The 25,689-nt window shown below is 36.2% G+C and carries 26 protein-coding genes and 2 pseudogenes; 2 read left to right on the forward strand and 26 right to left on the reverse strand.

What is annotated here, in order from left to right; translation table 11 throughout:
- Positions 1 to 32: 32 nt before the first annotated feature.
- The 25 genes and pseudogenes from B5P42_RS27660 to ltrA all read right to left on the reverse strand — a co-directional run bounded on the left by B5P42_RS27660 (position 33) and on the right by ltrA (position 23,470).
- Positions 33 to 4,391 (reverse strand): phage tail spike protein, encoded by a 4,359-nt coding sequence (locus B5P42_RS27660; RefSeq protein WP_113735731.1) that lies wholly within the window; start codon positions 4,389 to 4,391, stop codon positions 33 to 35.
- Positions 4,388 to 5,845 carry a distal tail protein Dit gene (locus B5P42_RS27665; RefSeq protein WP_113735732.1) on the reverse strand — a complete coding sequence of 486 codons (1,458 nt, stop codon included), beginning with the start codon at positions 5,843 to 5,845 and terminating at the stop codon, positions 4,388 to 4,390. The genes B5P42_RS27660 and B5P42_RS27665 overlap by 4 nt, the downstream gene beginning before the upstream one ends.
- A gap of 41 nt (positions 5,846 to 5,886) precedes the next feature.
- Positions 5,887 to 8,283, reverse strand: a complete 2,397-nt coding sequence (locus B5P42_RS27670; RefSeq protein WP_113735733.1) for a phage tail protein — start codon at positions 8,281 to 8,283, stop codon at positions 5,887 to 5,889.
- Positions 8,284 to 8,547: 264 nt separating this feature from the next.
- A pseudogene (locus B5P42_RS27675) lies at positions 8,548 to 9,778 on the reverse strand (hypothetical protein).
- A gap of 232 nt (positions 9,779 to 10,010) precedes the next feature.
- On the reverse strand, positions 10,011 to 10,373 hold the full coding sequence (locus B5P42_RS27680) for a hypothetical protein (protein ID WP_113735734.1): 363 nt from the start codon (positions 10,371 to 10,373) through the stop codon (positions 10,011 to 10,013).
- Positions 10,374 to 10,377: 4 nt separating this feature from the next.
- Positions 10,378 to 10,971, reverse strand: a complete 594-nt coding sequence (locus B5P42_RS27685; RefSeq protein WP_113735735.1) for a major tail protein — start codon at positions 10,969 to 10,971, stop codon at positions 10,378 to 10,380.
- Positions 10,972 to 11,304: a hypothetical protein gene (locus B5P42_RS27690; protein ID WP_113735736.1), complete on the reverse strand. Its 333-nt coding sequence runs from the start codon at positions 11,302 to 11,304 to the stop codon at positions 10,972 to 10,974.
- Positions 11,301 to 11,645, reverse strand: coding sequence for an HK97 gp10 family phage protein (locus B5P42_RS27695; RefSeq protein ID WP_113735737.1), 345 nt, complete (start codon positions 11,643 to 11,645; stop codon positions 11,301 to 11,303). The genes B5P42_RS27690 and B5P42_RS27695 overlap by 4 nt, the downstream gene beginning before the upstream one ends.
- A 1-nt stretch (position 11,646) precedes the next feature.
- Entirely contained in the window at positions 11,647 to 12,000 is a 354-nt protein-coding gene (locus tag B5P42_RS27700; RefSeq protein ID WP_113735738.1) for a phage head closure protein, read from the reverse strand.
- A 1-nt stretch (position 12,001) separates the two neighbouring features.
- A complete protein-coding gene (locus tag B5P42_RS27705) occupies positions 12,002 to 12,295 on the reverse strand; it encodes a hypothetical protein (RefSeq protein WP_113735739.1) in 294 nt (97 codons plus the stop codon).
- A 12-nt stretch (positions 12,296 to 12,307) separates the two neighbouring features.
- On the reverse strand, positions 12,308 to 13,462 hold the full coding sequence (locus tag B5P42_RS27710) for a phage major capsid protein (RefSeq protein ID WP_113735740.1): 1,155 nt from the start codon (positions 13,460 to 13,462) through the stop codon (positions 12,308 to 12,310).
- 19 nt (positions 13,463 to 13,481) lie between these two features.
- A complete protein-coding gene (locus tag B5P42_RS27715) occupies positions 13,482 to 14,264 on the reverse strand; it encodes a head maturation protease, ClpP-related (RefSeq protein WP_113735741.1) in 783 nt (260 codons plus the stop codon).
- Positions 14,248 to 15,411 carry a phage portal protein gene (locus B5P42_RS27720; RefSeq protein WP_181458840.1) on the reverse strand — a complete coding sequence of 388 codons (1,164 nt, stop codon included), beginning with the start codon at positions 15,409 to 15,411 and terminating at the stop codon, positions 14,248 to 14,250. Before B5P42_RS27720 ends, B5P42_RS27715 begins: the two co-directional genes overlap by 17 nt.
- A gap of 8 nt (positions 15,412 to 15,419) precedes the next feature.
- Positions 15,420 to 17,087, reverse strand: coding sequence for a terminase TerL endonuclease subunit (locus B5P42_RS27725; RefSeq protein ID WP_113735742.1), 1,668 nt, complete (start codon positions 17,085 to 17,087; stop codon positions 15,420 to 15,422).
- Positions 17,084 to 17,395 (reverse strand): P27 family phage terminase small subunit, encoded by a 312-nt coding sequence (locus B5P42_RS27730; protein WP_088291085.1) that lies wholly within the window; start codon positions 17,393 to 17,395, stop codon positions 17,084 to 17,086. Before B5P42_RS27730 ends, B5P42_RS27725 begins: the two co-directional genes overlap by 4 nt.
- Positions 17,396 to 17,519: 124 nt before the next feature.
- The gene (locus tag B5P42_RS27735) at positions 17,520 to 17,855 is read right to left on the reverse strand and encodes an HNH endonuclease (protein WP_113735751.1); all 336 of its coding nucleotides are present in this window, start codon (positions 17,853 to 17,855) and stop codon (positions 17,520 to 17,522) included.
- Positions 17,851 to 18,249, reverse strand: a complete 399-nt coding sequence (locus B5P42_RS27740; RefSeq protein ID WP_258397550.1) for a hypothetical protein — start codon at positions 18,247 to 18,249, stop codon at positions 17,851 to 17,853. Before B5P42_RS27740 ends, B5P42_RS27735 begins: the two co-directional genes overlap by 5 nt.
- 6 nt (positions 18,250 to 18,255) lie before the next feature.
- Complete coding sequence (locus B5P42_RS27745) at positions 18,256 to 18,477, reverse strand: hypothetical protein (RefSeq protein ID WP_113735743.1); 222 nt, start codon at positions 18,475 to 18,477, stop codon at positions 18,256 to 18,258.
- A 990-nt stretch (positions 18,478 to 19,467) separates the two neighbouring features.
- On the reverse strand, positions 19,468 to 19,686 hold the full coding sequence (locus tag B5P42_RS27750; protein WP_113735744.1) for a hypothetical protein: 219 nt from the start codon (positions 19,684 to 19,686) through the stop codon (positions 19,468 to 19,470).
- Positions 19,687 to 19,897: 211 nt separating this feature from the next.
- The gene (locus B5P42_RS27755) at positions 19,898 to 20,440 is read right to left on the reverse strand and encodes a site-specific integrase (protein WP_016092204.1); all 543 of its coding nucleotides are present in this window, start codon (positions 20,438 to 20,440) and stop codon (positions 19,898 to 19,900) included.
- A complete protein-coding gene (locus B5P42_RS27760) occupies positions 20,440 to 20,922 on the reverse strand; it encodes an ArpU family phage packaging/lysis transcriptional regulator (protein WP_113735745.1) in 483 nt (160 codons plus the stop codon). Before B5P42_RS27760 ends, B5P42_RS27755 begins: the two co-directional genes overlap by 1 nt.
- 27 nt (positions 20,923 to 20,949) lie before the next feature.
- Entirely contained in the window at positions 20,950 to 21,120 is a 171-nt protein-coding gene (locus tag B5P42_RS32155) for a hypothetical protein (RefSeq protein ID WP_048376391.1), read from the reverse strand.
- A 115-nt stretch (positions 21,121 to 21,235) separates the two neighbouring features.
- A complete protein-coding gene (locus B5P42_RS27765) occupies positions 21,236 to 21,358 on the reverse strand; it encodes a DUF3983 domain-containing protein (RefSeq protein ID WP_002010097.1) in 123 nt (40 codons plus the stop codon).
- An 18-nt stretch (positions 21,359 to 21,376) separates the two neighbouring features.
- The gene (locus B5P42_RS31795; RefSeq protein WP_142674063.1) at positions 21,377 to 21,607 is read right to left on the reverse strand and encodes a hypothetical protein; all 231 of its coding nucleotides are present in this window, start codon (positions 21,605 to 21,607) and stop codon (positions 21,377 to 21,379) included.
- 63 nt (positions 21,608 to 21,670) lie between these two features.
- On the reverse strand, positions 21,671 to 23,470 hold the full coding sequence (gene ltrA / locus B5P42_RS27770; protein ID WP_113735746.1) for a group II intron reverse transcriptase/maturase: 1,800 nt from the start codon (positions 23,468 to 23,470) through the stop codon (positions 21,671 to 21,673).
- A gap of 823 nt (positions 23,471 to 24,293) precedes the next feature.
- On the opposite strand from ltrA, the gene B5P42_RS27775 reads away from it, so the two are divergent.
- Positions 24,294 to 24,509, forward strand: a complete 216-nt coding sequence (locus B5P42_RS27775) for a spore germination protein (RefSeq protein ID WP_113735747.1) — start codon at positions 24,294 to 24,296, stop codon at positions 24,507 to 24,509.
- Positions 24,510 to 24,666: 157 nt separating this feature from the next.
- Here B5P42_RS27775 and B5P42_RS27780 read toward each other — a convergent pair whose 3' ends face one another.
- Positions 24,667 to 24,894, reverse strand: coding sequence for a hypothetical protein (locus B5P42_RS27780; RefSeq protein WP_113735748.1), 228 nt, complete (start codon positions 24,892 to 24,894; stop codon positions 24,667 to 24,669).
- A 679-nt stretch (positions 24,895 to 25,573) separates the two neighbouring features.
- Between B5P42_RS27780 and B5P42_RS32935 the strand changes: the two are divergent.
- Positions 25,574 to 25,689, forward strand: a pseudogene (locus B5P42_RS32935) (BclA C-terminal domain-containing protein); the annotation flags it as partial.

Consider the following 25,689-nt stretch of genomic DNA (forward strand, 5'->3'; position numbering starts at 1 on the left):
TATTAGATTGAGTCACTTTTTCTTTCTCCTTTCTATCCAAGTGCATTAAAGTGCCAACCGTTTGAGTTATTAACATAAAAACCTGTACCACGACTTCCGTCTGTAAAACGGACATGCCCCCAGCTTTGAAATGCATTTCCACCAAGATTAACACCTTGTGTTGCTCGTATATTAGTAAAGAACTTAACTTCTTTTTCTGTTGATACATCAAACGTTTGACCATCAGGTGCCGGACCTATGTTGTTATTTACACCGCCTACTGCAATACTATTAAATGGTTGAATACCAGCGGCTCTTTCTGCTGCTGCTCGATCCCAGTTATACATAGATGCATATTTACCACTGTATAGTGTTACACCTGATACACATATTGCTGTCCCTGCACTTATTTGTCCATTGCCAGAATAGACTTTAATAACAAGCGCATGCTCTTGTGGAATGTAGTTTTTAGGCACTGTAAACGTGAATGAATATCTTCTAATTTCACCATAGAAAATAGATGGCTCCGGGAAGTCCATTTTTTGTTCATTCCAAATGTCATAGGAAACATTATCCCTAAACTTCACACAACATACGTGTAATCGAGGCTTTGCTGTCTTACGCACACCATTTATCATAGACGTTCTAAAGTGAGCAGATAATGTATATTCGTTTCCTGGATGTATCCCATTGTTAACCACCGCTTCTGGATAGTTGTACATATCTACCCTTGCTGCATTAACCATTTGTTCGTAATCAAATACATGTGTATTTTTTTCTATAACTACATTGCCCTGTGACTTCCAAGCAAGACCATATCCGCCTTCAAAACCATAGTAATCTGCATGTCCAATATTTTTCTTTCCAACACTAGAAAAATCGGGATCTGCTATTAAGTTTCGTCTTGATACTGCTGTTGTTTTTGTTCCCCATTCGTCCTGGAATAAGAAGTCTAGCATTTTAACAGTTACACCATTTTTATCAATGGTAATTTTATCACCATTAACGTTAATGATATTCGTATCTATACCTTTTGCTGTTAACCATTTCACCATTGTATCTGCATTGATATTTACCTTTGAAACATCTATTACTAATTTTTCTGATGAAAAGTTAATAGCTGCGATGATATTCCCTTTTTTAACTTCTGCAAGGATTCCTTCATCAAGAACTTTAAGCTTAGAACCCGTTTCTTTTACATAAGCGGCGTAAGTCTCATTTATAAAGGTTTCTTGTTTCTTCGAGGTTAATTCGATGCCGTCTGCTGTAGCTTTTATTCCCCTCTCAAGGTCCGTTACTTTTTTATTGTAATTCTCAGTTACTACTCTATCGGCTATATCATCTAGTATCTTATCAACATCATTTTGATCTTTCGGATGTAACCAAAATTCACTTGCTATAGTCCCACGTTGCAGCATAGGTGCAGCACACCACAAACGCCCATTTCTTGTAACATAATAACGCCATCTTACAAACGATGCATTAGCAGGTGCTTTGTCTGTGCATACAGCACGAACCCACGTATTATTTACAACCTTGACATTCGTTCTAGTTGTTTTAATACGAGTTTTTTTGTCAGCAGTCCACCACTCAATTTCAATAAATGCACCCCCACTATCAATAGGTGTTTTCCCGTCAGTATTGAAATAACCTGATGCAACAAAGTCCTCATTAACTTGACACTCGATAAATTGACTTGTTAGGCCCCACCAACGATCTTGAGTCTGTCCAGTAACGGTAATTGAGAATGTATTCATACCTTTGTATTTCAGATTTGTATCGACAGAACCAACAGCCCCGTTACCAGTATTCCAAAACCAGTATTTTTGTCCTAACTTAAAATCAGCATCACGCACCTCATTGACAGTACCTAAACCACCTACATACTCCTCAACATCTTTCTTTTGTATTGTTAGCTCCAATGCTTCAGAATGTTGCTTTATCGTTGCGTTAGCTTGAGTTATTGTTTTCCCTTGATCAGTTTGTGTTTCTTGTAATTTTTTAACGCTTTGATTGAATCCTTCTGCATTCTTTTCTACAGTGTTAACCCGTTCAGTGAAATCACCTTGTGCTTTTTCTACTTTTTTAATAGTTTCTGTAGTACCTTCCACACTTTTGATAATCTCATTTGTTTTCTTGGTGAATTCATCCGTTGTTACTTGGTCTTCCGGAGCAGGCATCCATTCAGTTGCTTTATTACCTATTTCTATTTGGAAATTACTAATTTTCAGAGTACCTACCAAACCATCACAACGCATGTTTACACCAAGAAACGCTGCTGTACCTGTAGGGATTGAAGCAACGCGGGAATATCTACCCTTTTGATTCGTAGAACTAAAGGTAACAGCACCTGTAAACCCTGGATAGGGATTACTTCCCTGCATGTACATCTTACCCGCTGGTGCATTACCGATAACCTCCCAGTCAAAGGACACCATAAACTCCTTGCCGTCCATAATGTCGCGGGAATCACCTGCTGCAAATCTGTAAATAGTTGCTGATTGGTTATTAATATTAGTACCAACCATAACAGTCGGAATAGTTGTACCTACTACAACGTTACGCCCACCTATTTTGGTATTAGCAATTTTCTTTTCTACGCTCTCTAACTTCTCACTGATTTCCCCAGCTTTTTCTGTAATTTCAGTTGAGGTTTTCTTTAGATCATTTGTTGTTTGCTGCACCTCAGAGATTATCTTTTTCGTACCTTCAGAAGTTTCTACTACTGTATTTAATTTTTCAGTGATTTCACCGTTTTTTTTTGTTAACGCTTCAATATTTTTAGTAAAACCTTCGTTTGTCTGCTGCATACTAGTAACTTTTTTATCTATTTCACCCTGTTCATTTTTCAGACTAGAAATAGTTCTCGTGACTTCTTTAAGGTTCTCCGTTACTTTGTTATATTGCCCTGATACTTCTTTTTGAGCATCTTCCACTTTTTGATTTAATTCTTTTTTTGTGGCTGCGATATCTTTATTCACTTGCTCCAGAGTATCTTTCTTTACTGCTTCCACATCAGGAATCAGCAATTCCCATCCGTTACCGTTCCACACTTTTAAAATACCAGGCTTACCATTACTAATATCACGCCAAATTGTTTTACCAGCTTCTAATCCTGTGGTTGGTGCTGTTTTACTTTCAATAATAGTAGTTTGATAGTTCTTCAAATTTTCTTGTACTTTTTCAGCAAGTTTCTTTGCGGCTTCAGATTCTTTTTGAGCATTGTTAGCTTGTTCAGCAGTCTCTTTAACCAACTCATCTAGCTGATCTAGAATTTCTTGTTTATTCCCAAGAGAAGCTAAGACTTTATTATAGAGCTTACGCAATTCTTCATTTGGATCAACAATCTCACTATAATCACCAAACACATATTTATCTTGCGAAGGATCTGTATGTGATTCATCACCAACGATTGCCCTTGCTTCAAGATATAACTTAGGTGTGAAGCCTGTATCCTTTATTCGAATCGTATCCCCTTCATTTATCAACTCATGAGCTAGTCCAAATACACGACCAATACTTTGTGCATTTACTTCATAAGAAACAGATGTATTAACACGTTTCTTTAGCTCTGTTTTCATAAGAGTCATTAAACGTTCTGGAGTTATATCTTGTTCTGTTTCTGGCGTATAAAAGCCGAATTTATGTTGCCCTTTTTCATTCCAGCGCTGGAACGCATCGCTATCTACGATGTACGGCAAACCATTATTAATACTCTCAACTGTAATTATCTTATCTCCTTCACCTTTAACGAATCCCATAAGCGCTGTACAGATATTTTGAGAGTTTTCAATACGTTTGATTCCCATTAAATCTTTACCAAGAGTTACTTCTTTACCTATTTCTCGACCACGTTTCTTAACCATGTCCACATAACGACCAACGAATTGATTACCAACAACTTCAGCACGATACACAATCTCCAAATCAAAAAGAGAAGCGATATCCTTTAAAAATTTAAGCGGGTCGATAGGTTCATTGATAGTCATTGTATGAAAACCAGAGTATTCTGTACGACCTCGTTTCCACTTTGTCCCTTTTAAAGCTATGTCAATAAACTCATTGACCGTTTTCCCTTCAATTCGTTGAGGATTGATAACACCTGCTTTTGCTAATAAAATCCATTCACCAGATGCATAAGTAATTACGGATCTATCATTAGAAACTTTTTCAGCTTCAGTAATTACATACGGGACAATAACACCGCTACGCACCTCTTTTAACACTAAGTTTTGTTGCATGAGTGTAGCTGCCTGTTCTGTACCATTAGCCGTTGTAAAATCAAACTTATCAATATTGTTCTTGATTTCCCAATGACGTTTATCATCCCAATAATCTTTAGATTGAATAACGGAAACGATTTGTTCTGTTTGAAAATCGACAACATGAAGTGTTCCGTTAGGTGTTCTCATCTAAATCTCTCCCTGTATATTACCTTTGCTTTTCCAACGTTTGAAGGCATAACTTCTAGTGTGTTTGAACCTTTATTAACAACCGGATAATCACTAAATATATCTTTTAGATTAATAGCACTCTTACCATTTATAGTTACCAGGCTTCTCTCTGTATCAATGGATACTTTATCTCCAACATCAAAGATATAAGGAGGATTGCTTTGTGTATTCATGTTAACTTTCCAAATTTTCAAGTCATCAATGGACATTTGCGAACAAAACATGTTGTTTGAAAACTGAGAAATACTGATTTGAACTTGAGCGACTTTATTCATATTGACATTACCTTCGTCTATCCAAACTACAAACCGTTCCGCGTCATCAATTTCCGTACCTAATATAAATTTAGAAATATATGCTTCCCATCTGTTCCCTGTTCTTGCAAGCCATAAGCGACCTCTGAAGTTAGACCAAGTATCTGGATGATCTCCATGCTCGTTGATAAAAACTTGCCCACCCGGCTTTTTATTATTCCCTACACTAGCAAATCCACTATTTTGTTCCGCTTCCCATTGAACATCCGACATAGATATACGGGCCACATAATCACTATTTTCATCGAGAAGACCTATTTCCACACGTCCCATTTGATCCCAATGATGACTATTAATTTGTACATAAGCTTGCATGATGAAATCCTGTAATGGTCCTTGTGGAATATTTTTTTTGGCTATACAACCATGCCACCCTTTTACTGCAGGTTCGCCCAGATATTCAGCCATAAAACGATATCCGTCTGTTTTAAACTTTCCTCCACCTGTCATATCCTCTGTTTTAGCTACATTCGTCCATCCTACAGTGGTGGACATTTCATCCCACAATACACGCTGATTCCTTTCAACAGGAATTTGATCAGCTTTAAGCGGATATCCAATGCGAAAATAATTCGTTCCATTCCATACATCAAGAAATGTGGAAGGCTTCGTTACTTCAACTTCTATAATCGGATTGGATTCCACACTTCCTTTGTTTTGAACATTTGCTATTAATCCGCGTCCATCCATTTCAAATTCTACCGTTCGAGTAGGTCCTAATTTATAAGGCATAGGACAAGTAAACTTCAAAGTACCTTTACCTAATGTAACGAAATCATCAAGATTAAAATCTTCATCAATAACAGCTATATACGTTCTATCAGGAGTTGCATCAAAAACTAGCTCGACCGCTTCTTCTGTAATTAACCAAGCTGATATTTCTTCCTTTAACGTTTCTAAATTCGTTTTATCTGGAACAATAATTCCTACAGGTACAGGAAGTGGACGAGGGTCCGTTTCTGTACCTAATAATCTTGCACCTGGATATCCAGGTGTTTTTAAAAAATTTCGCTTTAGAGGTGCCCATGTCGGTGGACTCCATCCCTTTTCTATTTGAATAAAGTCTTTACGTATTTTGTTAAATGTAAAAGAACTCATGTTAACACCTCATTTCGTTTAAAAATAAAAGAGACTCAAACTTAAAAGTCTGAATCTCTCTGTGCTTCTCTTTCTTGATATTCAGTTGTATATCTATAAGTACCACGTGCCACGTCTCGTCCTTCTAAACTAACAGGTACTTCAACTACTAAATCTCCTCCGAGCATCGGAATTACTCCATTACCGCCAGATGTTCCTGACGAATAATTAAACACTTGATTTGCAACACTAGCTGTCATTGCTTGCCTACTGTTTGACATACTTCCGTATACACCACTCATAACGCTCTTTAAGCCTGATAACTGACTCATAGAATTAGCCATCATACGGCTCATATCGCCCATTAATTGATTCATAGTTCCAGTGATGCCAAGCGATCTCTCTTTCGAAGATAACGGAGTAACTGTAATTGAATTACCTCTTTTCGTAAACATCTCAGGTCCTTTTTCTCCAGTAATAAATGAGCCATCCCCTACAGGTTTTCCACCTTTAGCAAGCATAGGAACATGCGGAATAGTCGGAGCACTAACACCTGGTATATTATTCAATAATTCTGCTGGCGTGTTAAAACCATCTATAAATTTATTTATGATACGAATAATTCCATTAATCGCTGTTTTAATACCGCTTTTAATTCCATCCCATACACCTAATACAGCCGATTTCATTCCTTCAAACGCTCCACTAACAGCATTTGTTACCCAACGAACAGGAGTCATAATAGCTTCTTTTAGTCCATCCCAAACCGAAGATGCTGTTGATTTTATCCCTTCCCAAATGCTCGAAAGTGTGGACTTAATACTATTCCAGATACTACTGCTTGTACTACTAATCATATTCCAAACAGTTGAAATAGCTTCCTTGATGTTATTGAATACAGAACTTGCTGTGGAAACAATTGAATTCCATAAGCTAGAAAGGTAGCTTTTAATCGCATTCCATACCGCACTTGTAGTGGAACTAATCGTGTTCCATACATTCACAATCCAGTTTTTTATTGCATCAAAAATTGGTGTTACAATAGCGACTAATCCATTCCAGCATGCTTGCAAGAAATTCTTCACTGCATTCCACACAGCCATTGTTGCGGAACTAATTGTATCCCAAACAGTAATGATCCAAGACTTGATTTGTTCAAAAATCGGCATGACAAATGCTACAAGCCCATTCCAACAGGAAACTAAGAAATTCTTAATCGTTTCCCATACAAAACTTGTAGTAGAGCTAATGGTATTCCAACATTCAGAAATAAAATTCTTGATACTTTCAAATATTGGTGTAGCAAAGTATAAAATAGCTGTCCAAATCGCCTGTAAGTATTGTGTAATGAAATTCCATACCGTTTGAATCACTGTTGAAATGCCATTCCAAATCATTGCAAAGAAATCAGCTATTCCTTGTAAAATCGGTGTTATAAAAGCAACTATCCCATTCCAGGTGCTAATGAAAAACTCACTAATCGCTGTCCACACTTCAGAAGTGGTTTGGCTGATACTATTCCAAACTCCTGATAATGTTTCAACTACCCCATTCCAAATACCGGTCAAATACTCCACGATGGAATTCCATGTTTCCGTAGTAGTTTCAACAATAGAATTCCATGTTTCAGATAGGGACTCCATTATTCCATTCCATAGTTCTGCTAAAAACTCTTTAATTGAATTCCAAGCAGAAGCGGTAGATTCGCTAATACTTTCCCATGTTTCTGTTGCCCATTGGGATATGCCGTCCCATATTCCTATTAGGAATTCTGTAATTGAATTCCATACCTCGATGGTCCATTTTTGGATATCGTCCCAATTTTTATAAATTGCAATTCCTAGAGCTGCTATAGCGGCTATGATAAGAGGAACAACAGCAACAATCGCAGCCGCTATTCCTGCTCCGACACCAAACAGGCCCATGATCGCCATAACTATAGGAGCAAGTGCCATAACCGCACCAGAAATAACCCCGATAGCTACTGCTATAGCCGCTAATGTTGCTGCTAATTCCGGATTGTCAGAAATCCATTCTGCAAATTTAGAAACAAGATCTGCTACCACTAATAAAACTGGTTCAAGAGCCATTTTTAAATCTTCCATGGCTTTTTGAAACTTAACAGCTGGACTTGCATCTATTTTAGAAGTTGCTCCATGTAAATCTTCTACTCCTTTTTTCAAATCAACTTGCTTACCTTCTGCCTTTAGAATCGTATCGATAATTTTCTTTCCTTGGTCTTCCCAAAGGGTACCGAACATCTTCGTGCCAAGCGCATTTCTGTCTGTCGCATTTTCAACACCAGCTAAAGCCTTGGTTGCTTCAAGCATCGCTTTTTGTCCATTTTCACCACCGCCAGCAATTGCTTGTCCCCATTTTTCAAATTGATCGGCTGAAATCTTTGTTTTATCTAAAACCGCTTGCATGGACTTATCTACACCGGCACCAAACTCAGCCATTTTGATACGGCCTTCTTTAACACCCGATATGTTCAACAGGATTCGCAACATCCTGTCAGTTCTCTTATGAACTTCTGTATATCACTATACAGACCAGACTATATCATCATCTTTATATAAGATGCTCCCCATTTCGGATGTCATTTGCTTACACCCTACGCTTTTCAGCTAGTCGTTGCACGTTCCTAAATTAAAGGCTTCGCTCAGTATTGTCTCTTTTGAGAGTTCCACTGAATTAAAGGAGTTTTCTATGAATGTCGCCACTCATAGGGACAATTTTTTATCCAATAGATTGTCTATATTCCAACTTTTCGTGTCTACACCAGCTGACATAATTCCTTGAACTTCTTTAGCTGTAAATCCAGCTTGAACCATTTGGTCACCATATTCAGCAATAATGTCTAATTGTTCAGGTGGAAAACCTGTTTTTAATAACGTGTTAACTAATCCTAAAGCTTCTTCATTAGTAATCCCTAATGTGGCACCAATCTCATTTGTTTCCTGTATAAGCTCATTAAAATCAATACCTGCATAACTTGAGGCAATCGTTGCCGCTCCTTTAACTACAGCAGCATTCGTTTCATCAGAAGCATCCTTTTCGAACGCCCTCTAAGGCTTCTTCTGCATCCACACCATAAGTAGTTACGCCCCTTACAGCTTCTTCTACTGACTTTTTCGAAGACTCCGGAACATCAAAAGTGATATCAATCTTTGTTTTTAATTTAGACATGTCCATTGCTTGCTCAACTGCACTTGCAATACCGCCACCCGCTGCCATACCACCTAAGACATTTTCTAGTCCTATTTTAAGTCCTTCAAACTTTTCCTCTGTTCTTCCGGCTTCTTGTTGTAAATCTCTTAACTCATTTCGTACTTGTTGTATGGAGTTTCCAGCATCCACAGAGCGAAGTGCACGTTGTAATTTTTCTATATCTGTTTCTGCTCCTAAAGCTTCACGACCAATAAGACCAATTGCCTGTTCTAACTGGCGACTTGTAGCCGATCCACTTTTAATTGCATTTACAAGACGATTACCTAATGCTCCTGCAAAGTCATCAACACTTTTTCCTGTAGCACTAAATAAGGTTTCTAATTGCCTGGTCGAGCTTGCTACACTTTCTTGCTCAGCTTTCATGTTTCCAAGCTTATTTTTCAACCCATCAAGTGATCCTTGTGTAAATTCAACTTCACGCCTAAACGCACGATACTGTTCTTCTGAAACTTTTCCGTTTTGGAATTGCGCTTGAACTTGTTGCTCAGCTGCCTTCAATTTATCTAGCTTTTGTGTTGTGTTATCAATTTGTTGAGTAAGTAACTGCTGTTTTTGGGCTAATGCTTCAATATTACCTGGATCAAATTTTAGCAACCGTTCAACATCTTTTAGTTCTTTAGCCAAAGAATCGCTTTGTTTATTAACATCTTTCAAAGCATTTTGAAGCCCTGTAGTTTCTCCGTCAATAGAGATAGTAATCCCTTTAATTCTTCCTCCTGCCATATGTTCACCCCTCTTCCTTAGAAAGCATTAAAGTCCTTTTGAGTTGCTTTTCTTACTTTTTCTTTCTTTGGATTTTCCATCTCAGCGAATTCAGCAATATAATCAAAACAATCACCAATAGTCATTTCTTCTAAATCACCATGTGATAATTTCGCTTTATAACAAAGAGCAAGGAACGTATCGGTTGTTAACTCTTCATCACCGAAAGTCCCTTGCTCTTCATTAGTTTTCTTTATTTTTTTTTTGCTCCCATCGTACTTTGGATCAGATCCATGATTTCTGGAATAATTTCAGAAATAGGGAATTCATCAAATCCATCTAACCATGTAATCGGATCAGCGATTTCTGGGTTTGCTGTTTTTGCATATAACCAAACTAAATCATAAATAACCTCAAAATCCACTTTACTTAAATCAGCATTTGCTAAATCAATAGTAGGTTGTGAACCATCTTGAGGTGTAATTGGTGAAATGATTCCTAATCCAAACATATCCGCAAATAAATCACGTCTAAATTGCGCTTTATACTTTTTAACTGTTGCTGCTGTACCTTTTAATCGAACCTGTTTACCGTCTATAGTAATCGTCTTTTCCATCTGCTTACGCTCCTTTTGGTGCTGCTGGTGTTTTTACATACACTTTTTTGTACCAATCGTTATAAAGTGCTTGTGTTGTTTTGGCAGTCGTTTTCGTTTTAACCATTGGTCTTCCACCAGGCACTAAAACAATTGGGCTAGAAACAAACTTCAGTTCATTTGTATTTGGTTCAGCAGAACTTGTTTTTGTTTTAGATGCAATCGTTGGACGACTTGCTGAACAGTTATACATAACATGACGGGTTGCGTTCACATCACCATCAAACTCAAATAGTAATGCGAATGGTTTTCCTTTTGCATCAGCCAATTCATTTAATACGCCATCCGTTTCGTCTAATTCCTCACCAAGTGCATCAATAGCAAATTGCTCTGGGATAGTAGCAATACTTAATGTTCCATCGTAACCTTGGTTATTACTTGCCGCGTAATAAAGCATGTCATCTGCATAAAATTCAATTAAATCACCGCGTGGCTCAAAAGTCAGTTCAACTCCACCAGGTAATGGAATCGGTGTCCCGAATTTAACTAAAAAATCCTTAGTATCTAATGGTACATAATGTACATTTTTCAAACCGAATGTTACCTTGTTTTCATTCATTTATATCAACCTCGTTTCGTATATTTTTTGATACATTTTTTCAGATTCAATAATCCCCTCGTTTGGCGAATCATAAGGAATCTCATAATCATCTAGAACTTGTTCTAGCTTGGCTTCCACAACTAAATCCTTTTTAGTTGTATAAAGCTCTATATTTAAATCATTTATCTTGTGATATACCTTGTTATCAGCCATTAAATTTGCTGAACCGTCCACAAGAAAACAAATATAAGGTGGCGCTGGAACCGGATTACTTGGCGTTGCTGTGAAATGCGAATAAGCCACAGGATAACCTGTAGCTTCAAGGACTTTTATTAATTCACCTAATGTCATTTTTGAATCGCCCTTTCGATACGTCTTGGCAATTCTTCAATTACATACTCTTCAACTGGACGAATATGCACTTGCGCTGGAACTCGACCACCACCAACTTTGGCATGTCCATTTTCTAAAAGATGTGTTAATTGCCCCTTTGTATTATGAATGACAACGTTCTTCCCATCTTTTTTCTTACGCCACCCTTTACGGTAACCACCTGTTTTTTTAGGCTTAGCTTGCTTTAATTTACTTACAGCAATATCTCCTATTTCATCAATTTCATTTTCTAAGTCTTCTTCCACAACTTTTCCATATCTTTGTAATTCTCTAGCAATCTCACTCGCAAAATCATTCATACTAAACATGCTCCTTTGCGATAATGGTCAATGTTTGATTCATTTCATCATCATTCATTGGTGGCTCGATGATATCAAAGATGCGACCTTTCATATTAATTCGCATTAATTCTGTAATACCCGTTGTATAAGGAATTACAAACCGATAAACCAGTGTAGCCTGTGAAGCGGAAGCTTCAATGTATTCGGAACCTTTTACCGTTTTTATCATCGCCCAGGCTTTTTTAACTTCCTGCCAATTACCTGTTTCAACTTCTTGATTCAATTCATCTTTTATTACTTCAGGTTGTTCAATGATAATTCGATTTCTGAAATCGCCTGTATTTAATGACTTTTTATATTGAAAAGGACGCATATTATTCACCGTCCAGTTTGATTTCTTCTAATGCTTTATCAATGCTTAGACTATTAATCTGACTTAAAAAATTCTTGTCAAAATACTCTAAAGCATCGTTGTAAACATAACGAGAGCGTTCAAAGACTAATTCTTTGAACACCTCGTCTTTATTTAGATCATAGTCACCGCAAACTCTTAGCAAATCCTTATTAGACGTAGACAGGATACGTCTTAGGTTATCATCCTCATCATCACCTAAGCGCATCCTATCTTTGAATTGCTGTAATATTTCATTTGAAATTACCTTGTCCATTCACATCATTCCTTATTTAGTTGCTGGTGGTGCTGGTGTAAATGAAATCTTTAAATCATATACAATTGCCGCTTTATTATCCTTTGGTTTACCATTAGCAAACTGTTTAATTGTATAAAGCGTAGCATCTTCAATCGCTAATGTTTGGTCAAATGATTTGAGCTTGTATCCACCTGCAATTGCTGCGAGGTATTGTCCTTTCACAAAGAATAGTGCTTTACCAACTGGTACTTCCTCAGACTCTACAGTTTGAATGTTATAAGGTAATGCCATTACCCATTGGCCAGTTGCCGTTTGAATTGTATTACGTGCTTGTACACCGATTGCATCCACAGGATTGACAACCATTACAATTTTATTTAATACTTTGCGAGATTTTCCTTTTCCATCAACAGATAAAGCTTTTACTACTTCATAAAGCTCACCAGCAATTACCTCACCATGATCAGAAGGTGCAAATGTTAATATACCGGATGCCTTTTTATCAGTAATTGCATTTGTGGAAGGATTGACATCTTTCATTAAACCAATCGGCTGATCTTTACCATTACCATTTACAAAACCATATTCTAAACCAACAGAATAAGATTCTACTAATAAAGTTCGAACATAACGTTCAACCCATTCTGGCCCAAGCTCTAACATATCATTTGGAATAGCCGCAAACGCAGTTAATTTAAGTTGGCCAATTTGTTCTTCTCGGAATGCCGCATTTACTTGACCTTTAATTTCACCGAATAAAGGACCCCATACATACGCTTTTGTTGCATCAGAATAGATGAACTTTGTAACAGCTCCTAAATCTTGAAGACCAATTGCATCAAGTAATGGATGCTCTGTTACTAAATCTTCAAATACGCGTTCTTGTGTAGTTTTAGGCAAAATAGAATCATCTTTGAATCCACCATCTTGTACAACAGCGTTAAAGAATTTTGTTTCTGCCGAAGTCAGGACGTTTTGACCACGTTGCTGCAGAATGGAACGATCAAGCATATCATTATTTACTTGCTCACGAACTGAGTTCGCTACATCCGTTTGTAATGCATCAAAGAAATTTTCAAATGCTGATGTTTGTTCTTGTTCTGTACTTTCGGCGTTTGTTAAAGCATCCGTTAATTTTGCTTTGGCCTTGCTAAATGCTTCAGATTTATTGAATTTAATTGTCATTATGTGTTTCCTCCATTTTTTATAAATTTAAAAAGAGCCTTTTCAATCCGTTGTTTTTAACAGGTTTCGGATTCGGCTCTTTTGATTTTGGTTCTGTATTAGTTTGTAGATCATTCAGGATTTCACTTTTTAATCCTGATAATGCAGCATTTAAATCATCTTTTGTAATGCCTTCAGTTTTCCCTTTATTAAGTGTTCCGTTTCTAAAACCATCGATTACTTTCTGTGGAATCATAGCAGAAACGGCACCTGAAGCAGTCATTTTAACCGGATTATCCATAAACATGATTTCATCCACAAAGTTGTTTTCTAATGCTTGTTGTGGCCCCATCCATGTTTCTTCAGCCATCATATTAAGTAGTTCCTCTTCGGATTTACCACTTTTAATGACATATGCATTTACAATTGCTCGATCTGTCGTCTTTAGCATCTCAGCAGCCTTTTCCATATCACGATGATCTCCACCGTTCCACATAGAAGCATTGTGAATCATAATTTGTGCTGTTGGTGAAATTCGAACTTTATCACCAGCCATTGCAATAACAGAAGCTGAGCTTGCAGCCAAACCAACAATTTGAACTTCAACCTGGCCCGGATAATTTTTTAATGCTGTATAAATCTCTGATCCTTCGTGTACATAACCACCAGGACTATTAATTGATACGATTAAATCATCACCATTGGCATTTGTTAGTTCTTTTGCAACCATACCTGGACTTGTTGCATCCATTTCAAACCATTCATAAATCCAAGCTTCATCACTCGAAATGATTGGACCTTTAATATCAAGCTTCACCGTCATTTACTTTCGCACCTCCTTCACCTATATTCATTTCAGTGTAGTTCTTCGTAATATAATGTTTGTCCAAGTTCGGATCATTAGAAGCTTCATATCCGGCTTCTAATCTCATTTCATTACCTGTAAATGCACTGGAAGAAATGAGTTTATCCATGCTTGTCGCAAGGTCGAATATGTTCTGATAAGATACAGCTTTAACTTCAATCTTTTGCCCTTCAAGGTACTCGTTCATTTCAAAGAATTTAACGTTTACTTCATCTGAAATCTTTTTTAATAAAGGTTTCACTGTGAAAAGCATGTAATTCTTCGTCTGCTTCTCTACATCAGCCATTTCGCCATATAACAAAGCGGTCGGAATACCAAAAGCCATTGCTACTTGATTTAAAAAACCATTTGTTACTTTGTTTATTTCATCCACACTTTGACCTGAGTTTCCACCGCCCGATGTTTCAGCGTATTTGAATCCAGGTTGTTGTGGAATGATAGCAACGTCTTTTTCTCCAATCGCTTTATACATGTTATCAATGAACTCTTGCAGCTTTGATTGATGCTCTTTACTTTTTGCAGCAAGCATATCCATATCAACTGTTCCGCGAATTTGATTTTTACGTTTTTGTGAGCTTAATATCCTACCGAATAAATCACCATAATCAGTAAAAAGACCATCAATAAGCGGTGATAATTTGTCATTTCGATATTTCAAATGAATAACTTCACTTTGCTTAAAACTTCTCTTAAACTGATAATCTTTTACGGTGACATTTGTAAAAGTATCTTCAAAAACAGCGTATTCGTTATGATCAAAATCATCAGCAATAAGTAAATCACCATCATCAGCTTGTATAATTAAAGCTTCATTATCATAAATAAGCTTGTACATATACTTTTCCCAAAAGGTACTTGCTGTCATATTCTTATTTGGTCTAACATTTAATCGATAGTAAAGTTCATTCTTTTCAAAGGCTTCACCGTTTTTCACTCTAAATTCGGACTGACTTATTGTTCTTCCTAAAAAAGAAATACATGTATCAATTGCTAATCGCTTCATGTGGACTCTATTTGTCTTATCGATAAACATTTCCACATCAAACATAAATCCTAATTCACTATTTCTTTTAAATACTGCATCCAGCCATCCAATGATTATCACCCCCTTTATTAGAATTTAATATCACCTATTATAAAATCTGTAGATTCTTGTATTTCATCAGCTCGATAAAGAGCATGTACAAAACATTGGAATCCATCAGTTTTTCTACGTACTGGCTCTTTCTTTTCGTACACTTTATTCCCATCACCTTTTATAACAACCAATACGTTTTGTGTATACCAACGCATCATAGGATTTTCATCAAAAATAATTTGTTTATTTGCAAATGCCATTTCGATACGAGGTGCTAGTAAACTATGAATCGCTCTAGGATTTCTTATAACTTCTATTTCAAATCCTTCAGCTTCTAATAATGGTCTTATTGCCTCCATACGGAAATTATCAGCAATAATCTTTTTCAATCCATAAGATTCACGCATTTCAACAAACCAATTAACAATGTGCTGAGGATTAATAGTTGGTTCATCCACAACGGTTAGTAAGCCTTGTTCTTTCCACTCTTTTATTGGTGCGAATTTCTCTTTTTTATACTCATTCGCTTTTTTAGAATAACCATAGTAAATATCAACGAACTCTTTACGAACAAAGGAATGCGTTTTAAAGATATATTCACCATCTACTCTAAATAAAAGACCACAAGCAGCAAAATCTCTAATACTTGCAAAGTCTAATGCTCCAATACATTCCCGACCATATAGATCAGGAAATGGACGATTTGTAGCAACTATTTCCTCCCATTTCGCAACCGAACGTTCTAAATCTGAAACAGGTAAATTCATACGTTTTGTCATGAATTCGATTCGGTTGTCAGGATCGTCTTCCAAATCCTCATATTCTTCCTTCATCGTTTCAAATAAACCTTCAGCATATTCACTTAGCGGTTTTGACAGCATAGGATTCGCCATTTCCCAAACATCGATATTATCGACTTCTTTTTCATCATTTAATTTACAAACGAACGGAAAAAGAGCGTTAGGACGTGCTTCACCATTTAAAACTTTCCTTGCTTTTTCTTTTAATTTATCTAGGAAACCATCACGTACATATCCGTCTGTACCAATATAAAACTCGCGGGGGTTTTTCCTTTTCCCCAAGCCGCTGATGTGGACGCGGACATCTTTATTACTTTCATATCGATGTATTTCGTCGAAAACAACCGCTCCATCTCGCAAACCATCTTTTGTATCTCCGTTTGATGTTCTAAACTTCAGTACACTTGCAGTAGCTTTTGAAGTGGTTTGTGTTTCCGTTGCTTTAAAAGCCTTTTTTAATGTTTCATGTCTACGAACAGTTTTCTTTACTTCATCAGGACTTGTTTTTGCTTGTTCTTCACTATTCGCAACAACAGATATGTTGTATTCTGGTATTCCATGCAATTCACTGATTAAAAAATGAGCAATTACTGATATCAGACCGTTTTTACCACCGCCACGACCTAACATCCATAGGAATTTACGATAAAATACACGTCCATTTTTCTTATAAAATAAAAAGACGAATGCTATTAAGAATTTTTGAAATGGCTGCAATGGAAAATACCACTTCTCGCCGAAGTTGATACAATCCTCAATCATTTCATCATCAAAATACAAATCGTCTCTGTTTAAAACATGTTTTTCTAGATATTCAATTAACAGTTCTCTTTCTTTATTGAACTTTACTTTCCTACTTCGATAAAGTTCAATATATTCTTCCACATACTTTTGCTTAATCATGTAAGATCACTTTTGCTATAACCTGTATTAGGGATAGTATTCTTAACAACAAACTTTATATCTCTACCTAATGCAATTAAAGAACTGTTAATTTTATTCCTCTCACCTATAAGAGGGTGGGCTTTAACAAAAACTTGAGAACCGTTTTTTACTGTTACGGACTCGCCTTCTTTATTAATAGTTTTATTTATTTTTCTAAATGCTTTGACAAGATCAATATATCTTTCTACCTTCTCAACTTCGACTAAATCTGTAATATCAATACTATTCATGAGCTGTTCTTTTAACCTTACAATACTAACAGCCATCTACCCACCCCCCCTTACGTGCGTAATTTAGAAAAAAACCTGACAGTTAACCCCTCCTCCGGTGCCCCTTAGATCATTTTTTGATGAAATATTTTAAGGGGGGGCTATTGTTTCTGAATCATTTTTACCACTTTTCATCGTATTCCCATTTATTCTGTTTCTTTTTGAATGTTCTACCGTGTTCTTTATTGTGGCAATCCACACAGATTGTTTCAAGGTTATCTATTTCTAATGCAAGAGCTGGATGATGCTCGAGTTCTTTTATATGATGGACAACGAGTTGAATCTTCTTACGCTTTGCACTCTCACTGTACTCATTGGTATCAGTTTGAACACGACCATTACGCCTACACTCCTGACACTCATAATTGTCTCTCTTCTTTACTTGTTCACGTAACTGTTTCCATTCACCACTGTCATAGAACTTACGCTTCTGTTGTTTGGTTTTGTATTCCTTAATCACAATAACTACCAGCAAAGCGAATCATATCAGCATCTAAAGCTCTTCTTCGATGTTCAACTAATTGAGGATTACAGTTATTTATTACTAATACATGTTTCTTTACTTCCATTAAATCCATGCTTACTTTGTATGTATCCTCAGTTGTATTATGAACTTGCACGTCTTCCTTTAGATTTAATGCTTCAATCAGTTCCTCTGTTGAGAACTTAGATAGAACTCCTAACACATCTTTTTGCTCTACCTTTTCTATACAAACCCCATTAGATTGAGGTTGCATGCTCAGACTGTTATGTTTACATTTCAGGCATGGAACTACAACAGACACACAAACACTTGAACTAAATGCACACTTACAGTTACGGCATTCATAATTGTATAAGCCTTCGCTCATCTATCCTCACTCCTTACTTTCCAGGAATACATCCATAGTTTTATTTAACACACTAATAAGTGCCTCTCGTGTTTCTCTTGGTGTCATATCATCGTTTATTTCGTTATGCATAGCTACAGCCTTTTCTAATTTCTGTGGATCAATGTGTTGTTTTACTAAATCCACGCCGATAACATTGTTTATTAAATTTCCTATTACTACTGCTTGTTCTTGTTTAGTTAGTTCCATGTACCCTCACCCCTTATCTCTAAATGCAACACGTTTGCGCTTATCTTTACTTAACAACAAATAAGACGCTGTACCGATCACGACAGCGCCTAAAATAGTAATTGTTATATACATGTTATAACCTCATTCAAATATCCAGTTTGTTCAATAAAAAAAGAGCACTGTTAAGTACCCTTGAAAGCTTCTGAGTATGAAATACATAGCAATGCTTTTCCTTTTCATATGGCGCAGCTCTATTGCGGAATATAAGTCCCTCTGAAAAGGAGTGTGTGGGTTAGCATCGACTTAATATTGTATGTTTAGAAATTCCTTATGTGCAAGAAAAAAGAGCAATTCTCAGTTCGAGTGCTCTTTTTAAAATGAATTAGGGTTGGTAACACGTTTGGAAAGGCCTTTCTTTATCATTGTATGCTGTTCAATCCTAAGTATACCTAAAACTTACTTTACACTCTTCCATATCAATTCTCCCCCCAAAATAAAACGTACCTGAATGGATGCGGATGCATGCTTTTTATCATCTCACGCATACTACTTCTAAAAGGAGAATGTCATGAAATCCCTACAATTTTTGCTAATTATTTTCGTTCTTATCATATTTGCATGGATTTGGTTCTACTCGTGCACACCAAAATAAAAAGAGCAACCGTGCACCAGTTGCCCTTTCGTCAAAACTTATGTTATTACTATAAATACGGTAAATGAAGTTTTATCCTTCTTCCAATCACCTAATATTACGCATCAGTCTGTTAATACATTATTAAGTAACTGGAAGAAGAGCAAAAGCTCTCCCTAATAACGGTATCATTCAATCATTACCATCTGCTGGTTACGGATTTTATGTGCCACCATTATGAATCGTTTAGACAAAATCTAAAGAAATCTTTATGAGTTGTGTTTTCCGCCACTTCTCACAATACAAATATAACACAACAATTCCAAAACAACCGGCACATTTACTGCCAAAAAGCGGTCACGACTCTGCCACCTTTTTCACATTTCAAATTTCTTTACAGCATCCGTTAATTCCACTGGCACACCTAATATACTTTTTTTCATTTCTGTCTCTTTCTTTTGGATAATCCATTCCGGATAATTCAATTCTTCTAGTAGGTTTTTAAAATAAGTTGGATTCAGCTTTAACATATCCGGATTTCTCCCTTTATTCCTTCGATATTTAACTAGCGCCCCTAATAGTTCTTCATTTAACATGAATCACAATTACCTCCCCTTATGTTTTATATTTATGTATATACATTATTTTTCACCGTGATACTAGCACTTACCCATATCTTATATTGTGTGTAACTGACCCCTTCGCCGAATCCCTTGCTATCATTGATTTCATTTAACTTTCTCTTTTGAGTTACACAGTATGAAATTTATGAGTAACTGTATAGATAAAAAAAAGAAAAAGCAATGATTAGATTTTAAACCTAGTCATTGCTTTATCCATCGCATCTTGGTTTACACCTATATAACGTAACGTGACCTTCTCTGACGAGTGATTGAATATCTCCATGAGTAATGCTATGTTTTTAGTTTGCATGTACATGTGGTACCCGTACGTCTTTCTGAGCGTATGTGTTCCTATTTCATCTAAACCAAACTCTGCTGCGGCTATACTTAATATCTTATATGCCATGCTACGACCAATAGGACGATTCTTTCCTTGTCTACTTTGCAACAAATACTCATGATCTTCTCTTTCTTCTATAAACCATTTAAGTTCTCTTTTTAACGCTGCAGTAATTTGTATTCGTTTCTGTTTCCCTGTTTTCTTTTCCCTCATAGATATATGACTGCCTTTGACATCCCCTACCTTCAATTTCAAAATATCTGATATTCTAAGACCTGTATTAATACCCATAATGAAGAGAATGTAATTACGTAAGCTCTTTTCCTTAAAATACTCTTTTAGCTGCTGTATTTCTTCTGGATCACGTATTGGCTGAACAAAATTCATTATTCATTACCTCCAGTCTCTTCTGTCTCGTAAACTTCTAATCCAAGTGCAAAAGCAAGTTTATAAAACGCTTTAGACTTCCAACGTCGATAAGTACGCTCTGACATTCCTATTTCGTTATAAACCATGTAATCACATACATCCTCTTCTTCTAAATAACGTTTATAAATAATATCTCTTTGGTTACTTCCTGCACGTCCGTTTCCTAGTCGATTTAGAAACTGATCAATACGTAATGACATTCCTTCAAGCCATTCTTCTCGTTTACTTTGTTGAATATTTGCTATGGCAACATCTTCTAATGGCTTTCCAACTGCATGTGTAGGACCGTGCTCACGCATTTCATAAGAAGGAGTGACTTTCATTTCTTTACGCATCATCCCAAATTGCCTATGTATACGTACGCTTTCCAACACACCTTCTAATTCCTCCTGTGTTGCTGCTCTATCGATTTTTGGTAAGAAAGATAATTGTTTAGTCATGTAAGACCACTCCTTTTTATTTTTAAATTACTTTTGTCTTAATGCTCCACGTCTACGCTCATAACGCGGTCCACGAATCCCCATTAAGTCTTCAATATCACGAGTACTTAATTTCTCTTTTCGCTTTTTCTTGTTTTTCTTTTTCACTTGATTAGATTGCTTTTTCCATTCACGTAATTGATCTCTTAGCACCTTCATTTCCCCATCTCCCTTTTCAAAATAAAAAGGACACCTATTCCTAAAACAGCTGTAATTACTGCTTTAATGAATTGGTGTCCTCTAGTTTTCTAGCCGGACTATATTCAGTTTCTTTTCACTTTAAAATGCCAGCTTGTACAAAAATGTTTCTCCAAGCATTTTTAACTCTATATTTTTCAAAAGATTTCGCACGTCGAGCAATAGCTTTTCTGGTTTTCTTTTTCTTTAATTTAGACATTTCTCTTAACCTCGCTTTCTATTCCATTTGTCCTTTGCACTCTTCAAGAAAATCAATAACTTCCTGAATATGCTCCTTTGTTGTCATACTCTCCATTACGTATCCTTCATTGTTATAAACATTAATCTTATTCCCTTTAAACTCCATTCCACACATTCCGTCTGCACCTAATAGCTTTACATTACCTTCCATTCTCTTAACCTCACTTTCTATTCGTTGCGATAGGTAAGACTTTGAAGTTATCTCCATCTTTTCCCCCGCTTAACACTGTACGTGCGACTTTCATCGCATACAGCGTCCCATCTTGTTCTTCTATACTAAAGTAACTAGATTACAAGCTTTACGGAGTTTGTTTATTTTCTTCAATTGTTTATCGTTCAATTGAATTATTCTCATATACGTTCTAATCGTCTCTTCATTTGTAGCGTGAATCAGTCTGTGGACAAATTCATGTACAATAATTAGGTTATTGAATTCGTCAGTTCCTCCCATACCTTTCGGTACTTTATGATGACAGTGTGCTTCATCAGCTAACAAAAAGATTCCTGTAACACCACATTTTCCATTTTGCATAGAATATCTCGACATTCTGTTATCTGTATACTCCACGCTCTGCCCTTTATTGGATGATAGCAACATCTTCTGCATTTCATTGGCAATGTTACCTTTTAGGCTTTTGATGAGTTTTTGTCTTCCTTTTATAGTGTAGTTACATATGTCTTGACTGAAACTTTGAGGGAATCGTGTTTGTATGTCCGCTAGTGGATATACATGATTACCTGCTATTTCAAAGGTTCTATAATTATTCCTGTGAGTTCTTTTGTATAATGCGTTTGCATTGGTAGGAATCTTATATTTCCCTATTGATTTTAGACGATTAAACAAGGTTTTCGAGAGACGAAAGGCTATTTCAGCAAAGTCTATAGTTACATGTGTTGCAATTTTGTAATAGTTTTTTATGCCAAGCACGTAAGAGTTATAGTCCTGTACGGTTTTCCCTGATGGATTCTTTTGAATTGCTTTAATCCTTTTTTTTGCTTTTTCAAGGATATCCTTTTTCTTTTTCTCGCTTACATGTGTGTTTGCCACATATCTTTTGCGCTTTTTAACGAATTTAATAGAGAACCCCAGAAAATCCGAAGATTTTCTTTTTAGGTTAGTTATAGTTGATTTTTCATTAGATATGTTAAGGTTTAATTGATTCTCGAGATAACCTTCCACTGCATGGAATATTTTAGTTGCAGATTTGTGATTGTTTGTAAATATTTTAAAATCATCTGCATACCTAACTATATACATTCTCTTCAATTTTGTTTTTGATAGATGATAATTTTTATTTGGTAGTGTATATGGTTTTCTTGTTTTGATATTATCCCACTGACTAGATATCCACCAATCTAAATCATTCAATACAACATTACTTAGTAATGGGCTTAGAATTCCTCCTTGCGGAGTTCCTTTTGTAGGAATGCCTTTTCCTTTGATTGGTGCTTTTAACATTTTCGAGATGATTGTCAGTACTCTTCTATCAGTTATACCTATGTTATATAGTTGTTTTAGTAATTTGGAGTGGTTTACGTCGTCAAAGAAACCTTGTATATCAATATCAACTACGTGACTATATCCCCCACGATTCATCAAGAATTGACACCTAGCCATCGCATGATGCGTTGACCTATTGGGTCTAAACCCATATGAATGCTTGTAGAATTTTGCTTCGCATATTGACTCTAGAACCTGCTTGAACATTTGTTGAATCAATCTATCTCTCATTGTAGGTATTCCTAATGGGCGTTTCTTTCCATTTGGTTTAGGTATTTCTACCCTACGTACCGTGTTTGGCTTGTAGTCTACAAGAGCATTTCTTATGTTATCAACGAAAGAATCTACATCTTCCATTTTATAATGGTCGATTGTGATACCATCCGTTCCTTCAGTTTTAGAGCCAGTGTTTGCCTTTATGTTTCTATATGCCAGTAGAATATTTTCTTTTGATATGATGTGTTTATATAAATTTATACCTTTAGTAGCATTGTTTTTACTACGTTGATATAAATCATCAAACACTTTTTGTACATCGTAATATTCTGCATGTCGTAATGTTGTACTCACCGATGTGTTAATTCCCCTTTCTTACGAAAAGTCCCATCATCTTACTCGATCCTGTGAGTTACATCTAGTTAATTTAGTTTTCAAAGAACAAGACTAGGGACTATCCCTCCACATTCGTTACATGTTTCGTCGGTACTGTGTCCCCACCTTCACAAGAATGAAGCAATTTCGGTTCGTTAGAACCTTATATGCATCTGTCCGCTAGTAGGCGTTGGTGACAGTTTCTTGCTTACCACGTTCCGATTGACCTAGCTATACATATATCCTTAGGTGCTTGCTGTAAGCCTGTTATCTTTACATCATCATCGTTAGATGTTCCGAATTTCATATCCTTTAATCTTACTTTTCGGTAGATAACATCGTCATTGACGACATACATATTTCTTATGTATTAATAATTTAGACCCGTATATTCGCAAGTTCGCCAGTCCGTTATTTTAGACATTCTCACCATAGATGTTTTGTAGCATCCCGACCTATCCATTACCATATGATTTCTCACTTAGGTTTTGTTCAGCCGACTTCACCTAGCTTCATACAATTTGTGACTACTATCACGCCTTGCATGTAGGAGTATTAGATAAGTAGTTTCAGCTCAACCTGACGGCTTTCATTCCTACTTTCAGTCAATCAGTTGTTGTTATCGAAATTGATAACCCTCCTATTTCGTGTTTACGCACTTATAAGGAAACGTGTCGCGCAAAGGATTATTTTGTTTGGTTTTCTAACAAACTTTATTTTAAAATTTTCTGGCTCTAACGAACCTCTAGACACATACACCATATACTAATTAAAATACTTCCTAAAAAAGTAGGTGAAAGCTATGCCAGCTATTCTCGGAAACCTTGTCGTGCAAACCAGTAATGGTTCTTTCAACTTAGGTGATTTTTATAACGTTTCTCCAAAGGAGAACACAAAATCTTATAATGGTTCAGGTTCATCAAATAATGCTTTTATTACCAATAACTTTAGCGGTGTTAGTGCAACAAACACATTCGATGCTGATGTTGCAGACCAAGATCAAGTAGTAGCAAACTAAAATTATTCATTTCCCTCTACCCCTGAATAAAACTCAATATTCCGTCAATACTGTTGATAGGCGATAGCCAGAACTCATTTAATGAAGTCCCTAACCTTTCTCCTTTCCCCCCTGGAGAACCAGCTGAACAGTTAGCTTTTGCTAGCTGCTCTTTTTTTTAGAACAACGTCATCTGTCCACTCTTATTCTGCTCTTCTAATTCCTTTATTCTCTTCTCAAGTTTTTGTATTTCTTGATTCAAAAGGTGAATCGTTTTATTGTTGTTATTTCGCAAATTAAGGCATCTTTCATGAACCATGTTTTCATATTGATCAAGTATCCATTCATCTTCAAATACCCAATCCTCACAAATGGGACATTCAGCTATGATACAACCAGATGCCATATACATTCCCCTTTTCTACAAAATAAAATTTTTAATAAGTTCACTTCCGTATAACTTTTCCAATCTTGTTTACACTATAACTGTAACTTAAAGTTACACATCATTACTTGTAGGGCCTAATTTCTTTTGTACAACAGTAGTTAGTTAATTGAGCTAGCTGCTTTGTTGTGCCCAATGTAGTTATTATTAGATATTTGCACCTCCATGAATAATCCCCATATATATCATCATGTGTGCCACACTACTCTCTGAGCGACCTAACCTACTAAGAGCACTACTTGAAGGTGCTCTTAGTAATTTTGACTGAATAAATCTCCAAATTTTGCCCACACTTTAAATACGCCAATTTGCAACAATTGATTTCTCCTTCAAAACGGGGCAGGTAGCTTTTGCTAGCTGCTCTTTTGTTTGAAATTAAAATAACTTTTTCGTTCAAATACTTCACGCCCCATGAAAAAATTACATATGGTATCACGTACTCTTTTACATTAAGAGTTTTGGCCCGAAGAGCACTTATATATGGTGCTCTTTTTGGTATGGAATGTGAAATACAGGCTTGCTCTTAAAACCTTTTATTTAATTTTTATAGGTTTTTTCCTTACACCCGTGTGTCTGTCTACTCATAAGTTGTTAAAGTATAAATATAAATTGGTAGTTAATTTATAAGGGAGGTGTAAAAATGAGTAAATTTAAAAAGAATTGTCACATACCCTTTCCATGTGCCTTTCCTTTGCCTCAAATAGGGCCTACTGGAATAACTGGAGCGACAGGATCTACTGGGCCAACCGGAATAAC

Origin of the sequence: Bacillus sp. SRB_331 (genome assembly GCF_003264175.1) — a bacterium.
GTDB classification, from domain to species: Bacteria; Bacillota; Bacilli; order Bacillales; family Bacillaceae_G; genus Bacillus_A; species Bacillus_A mycoides.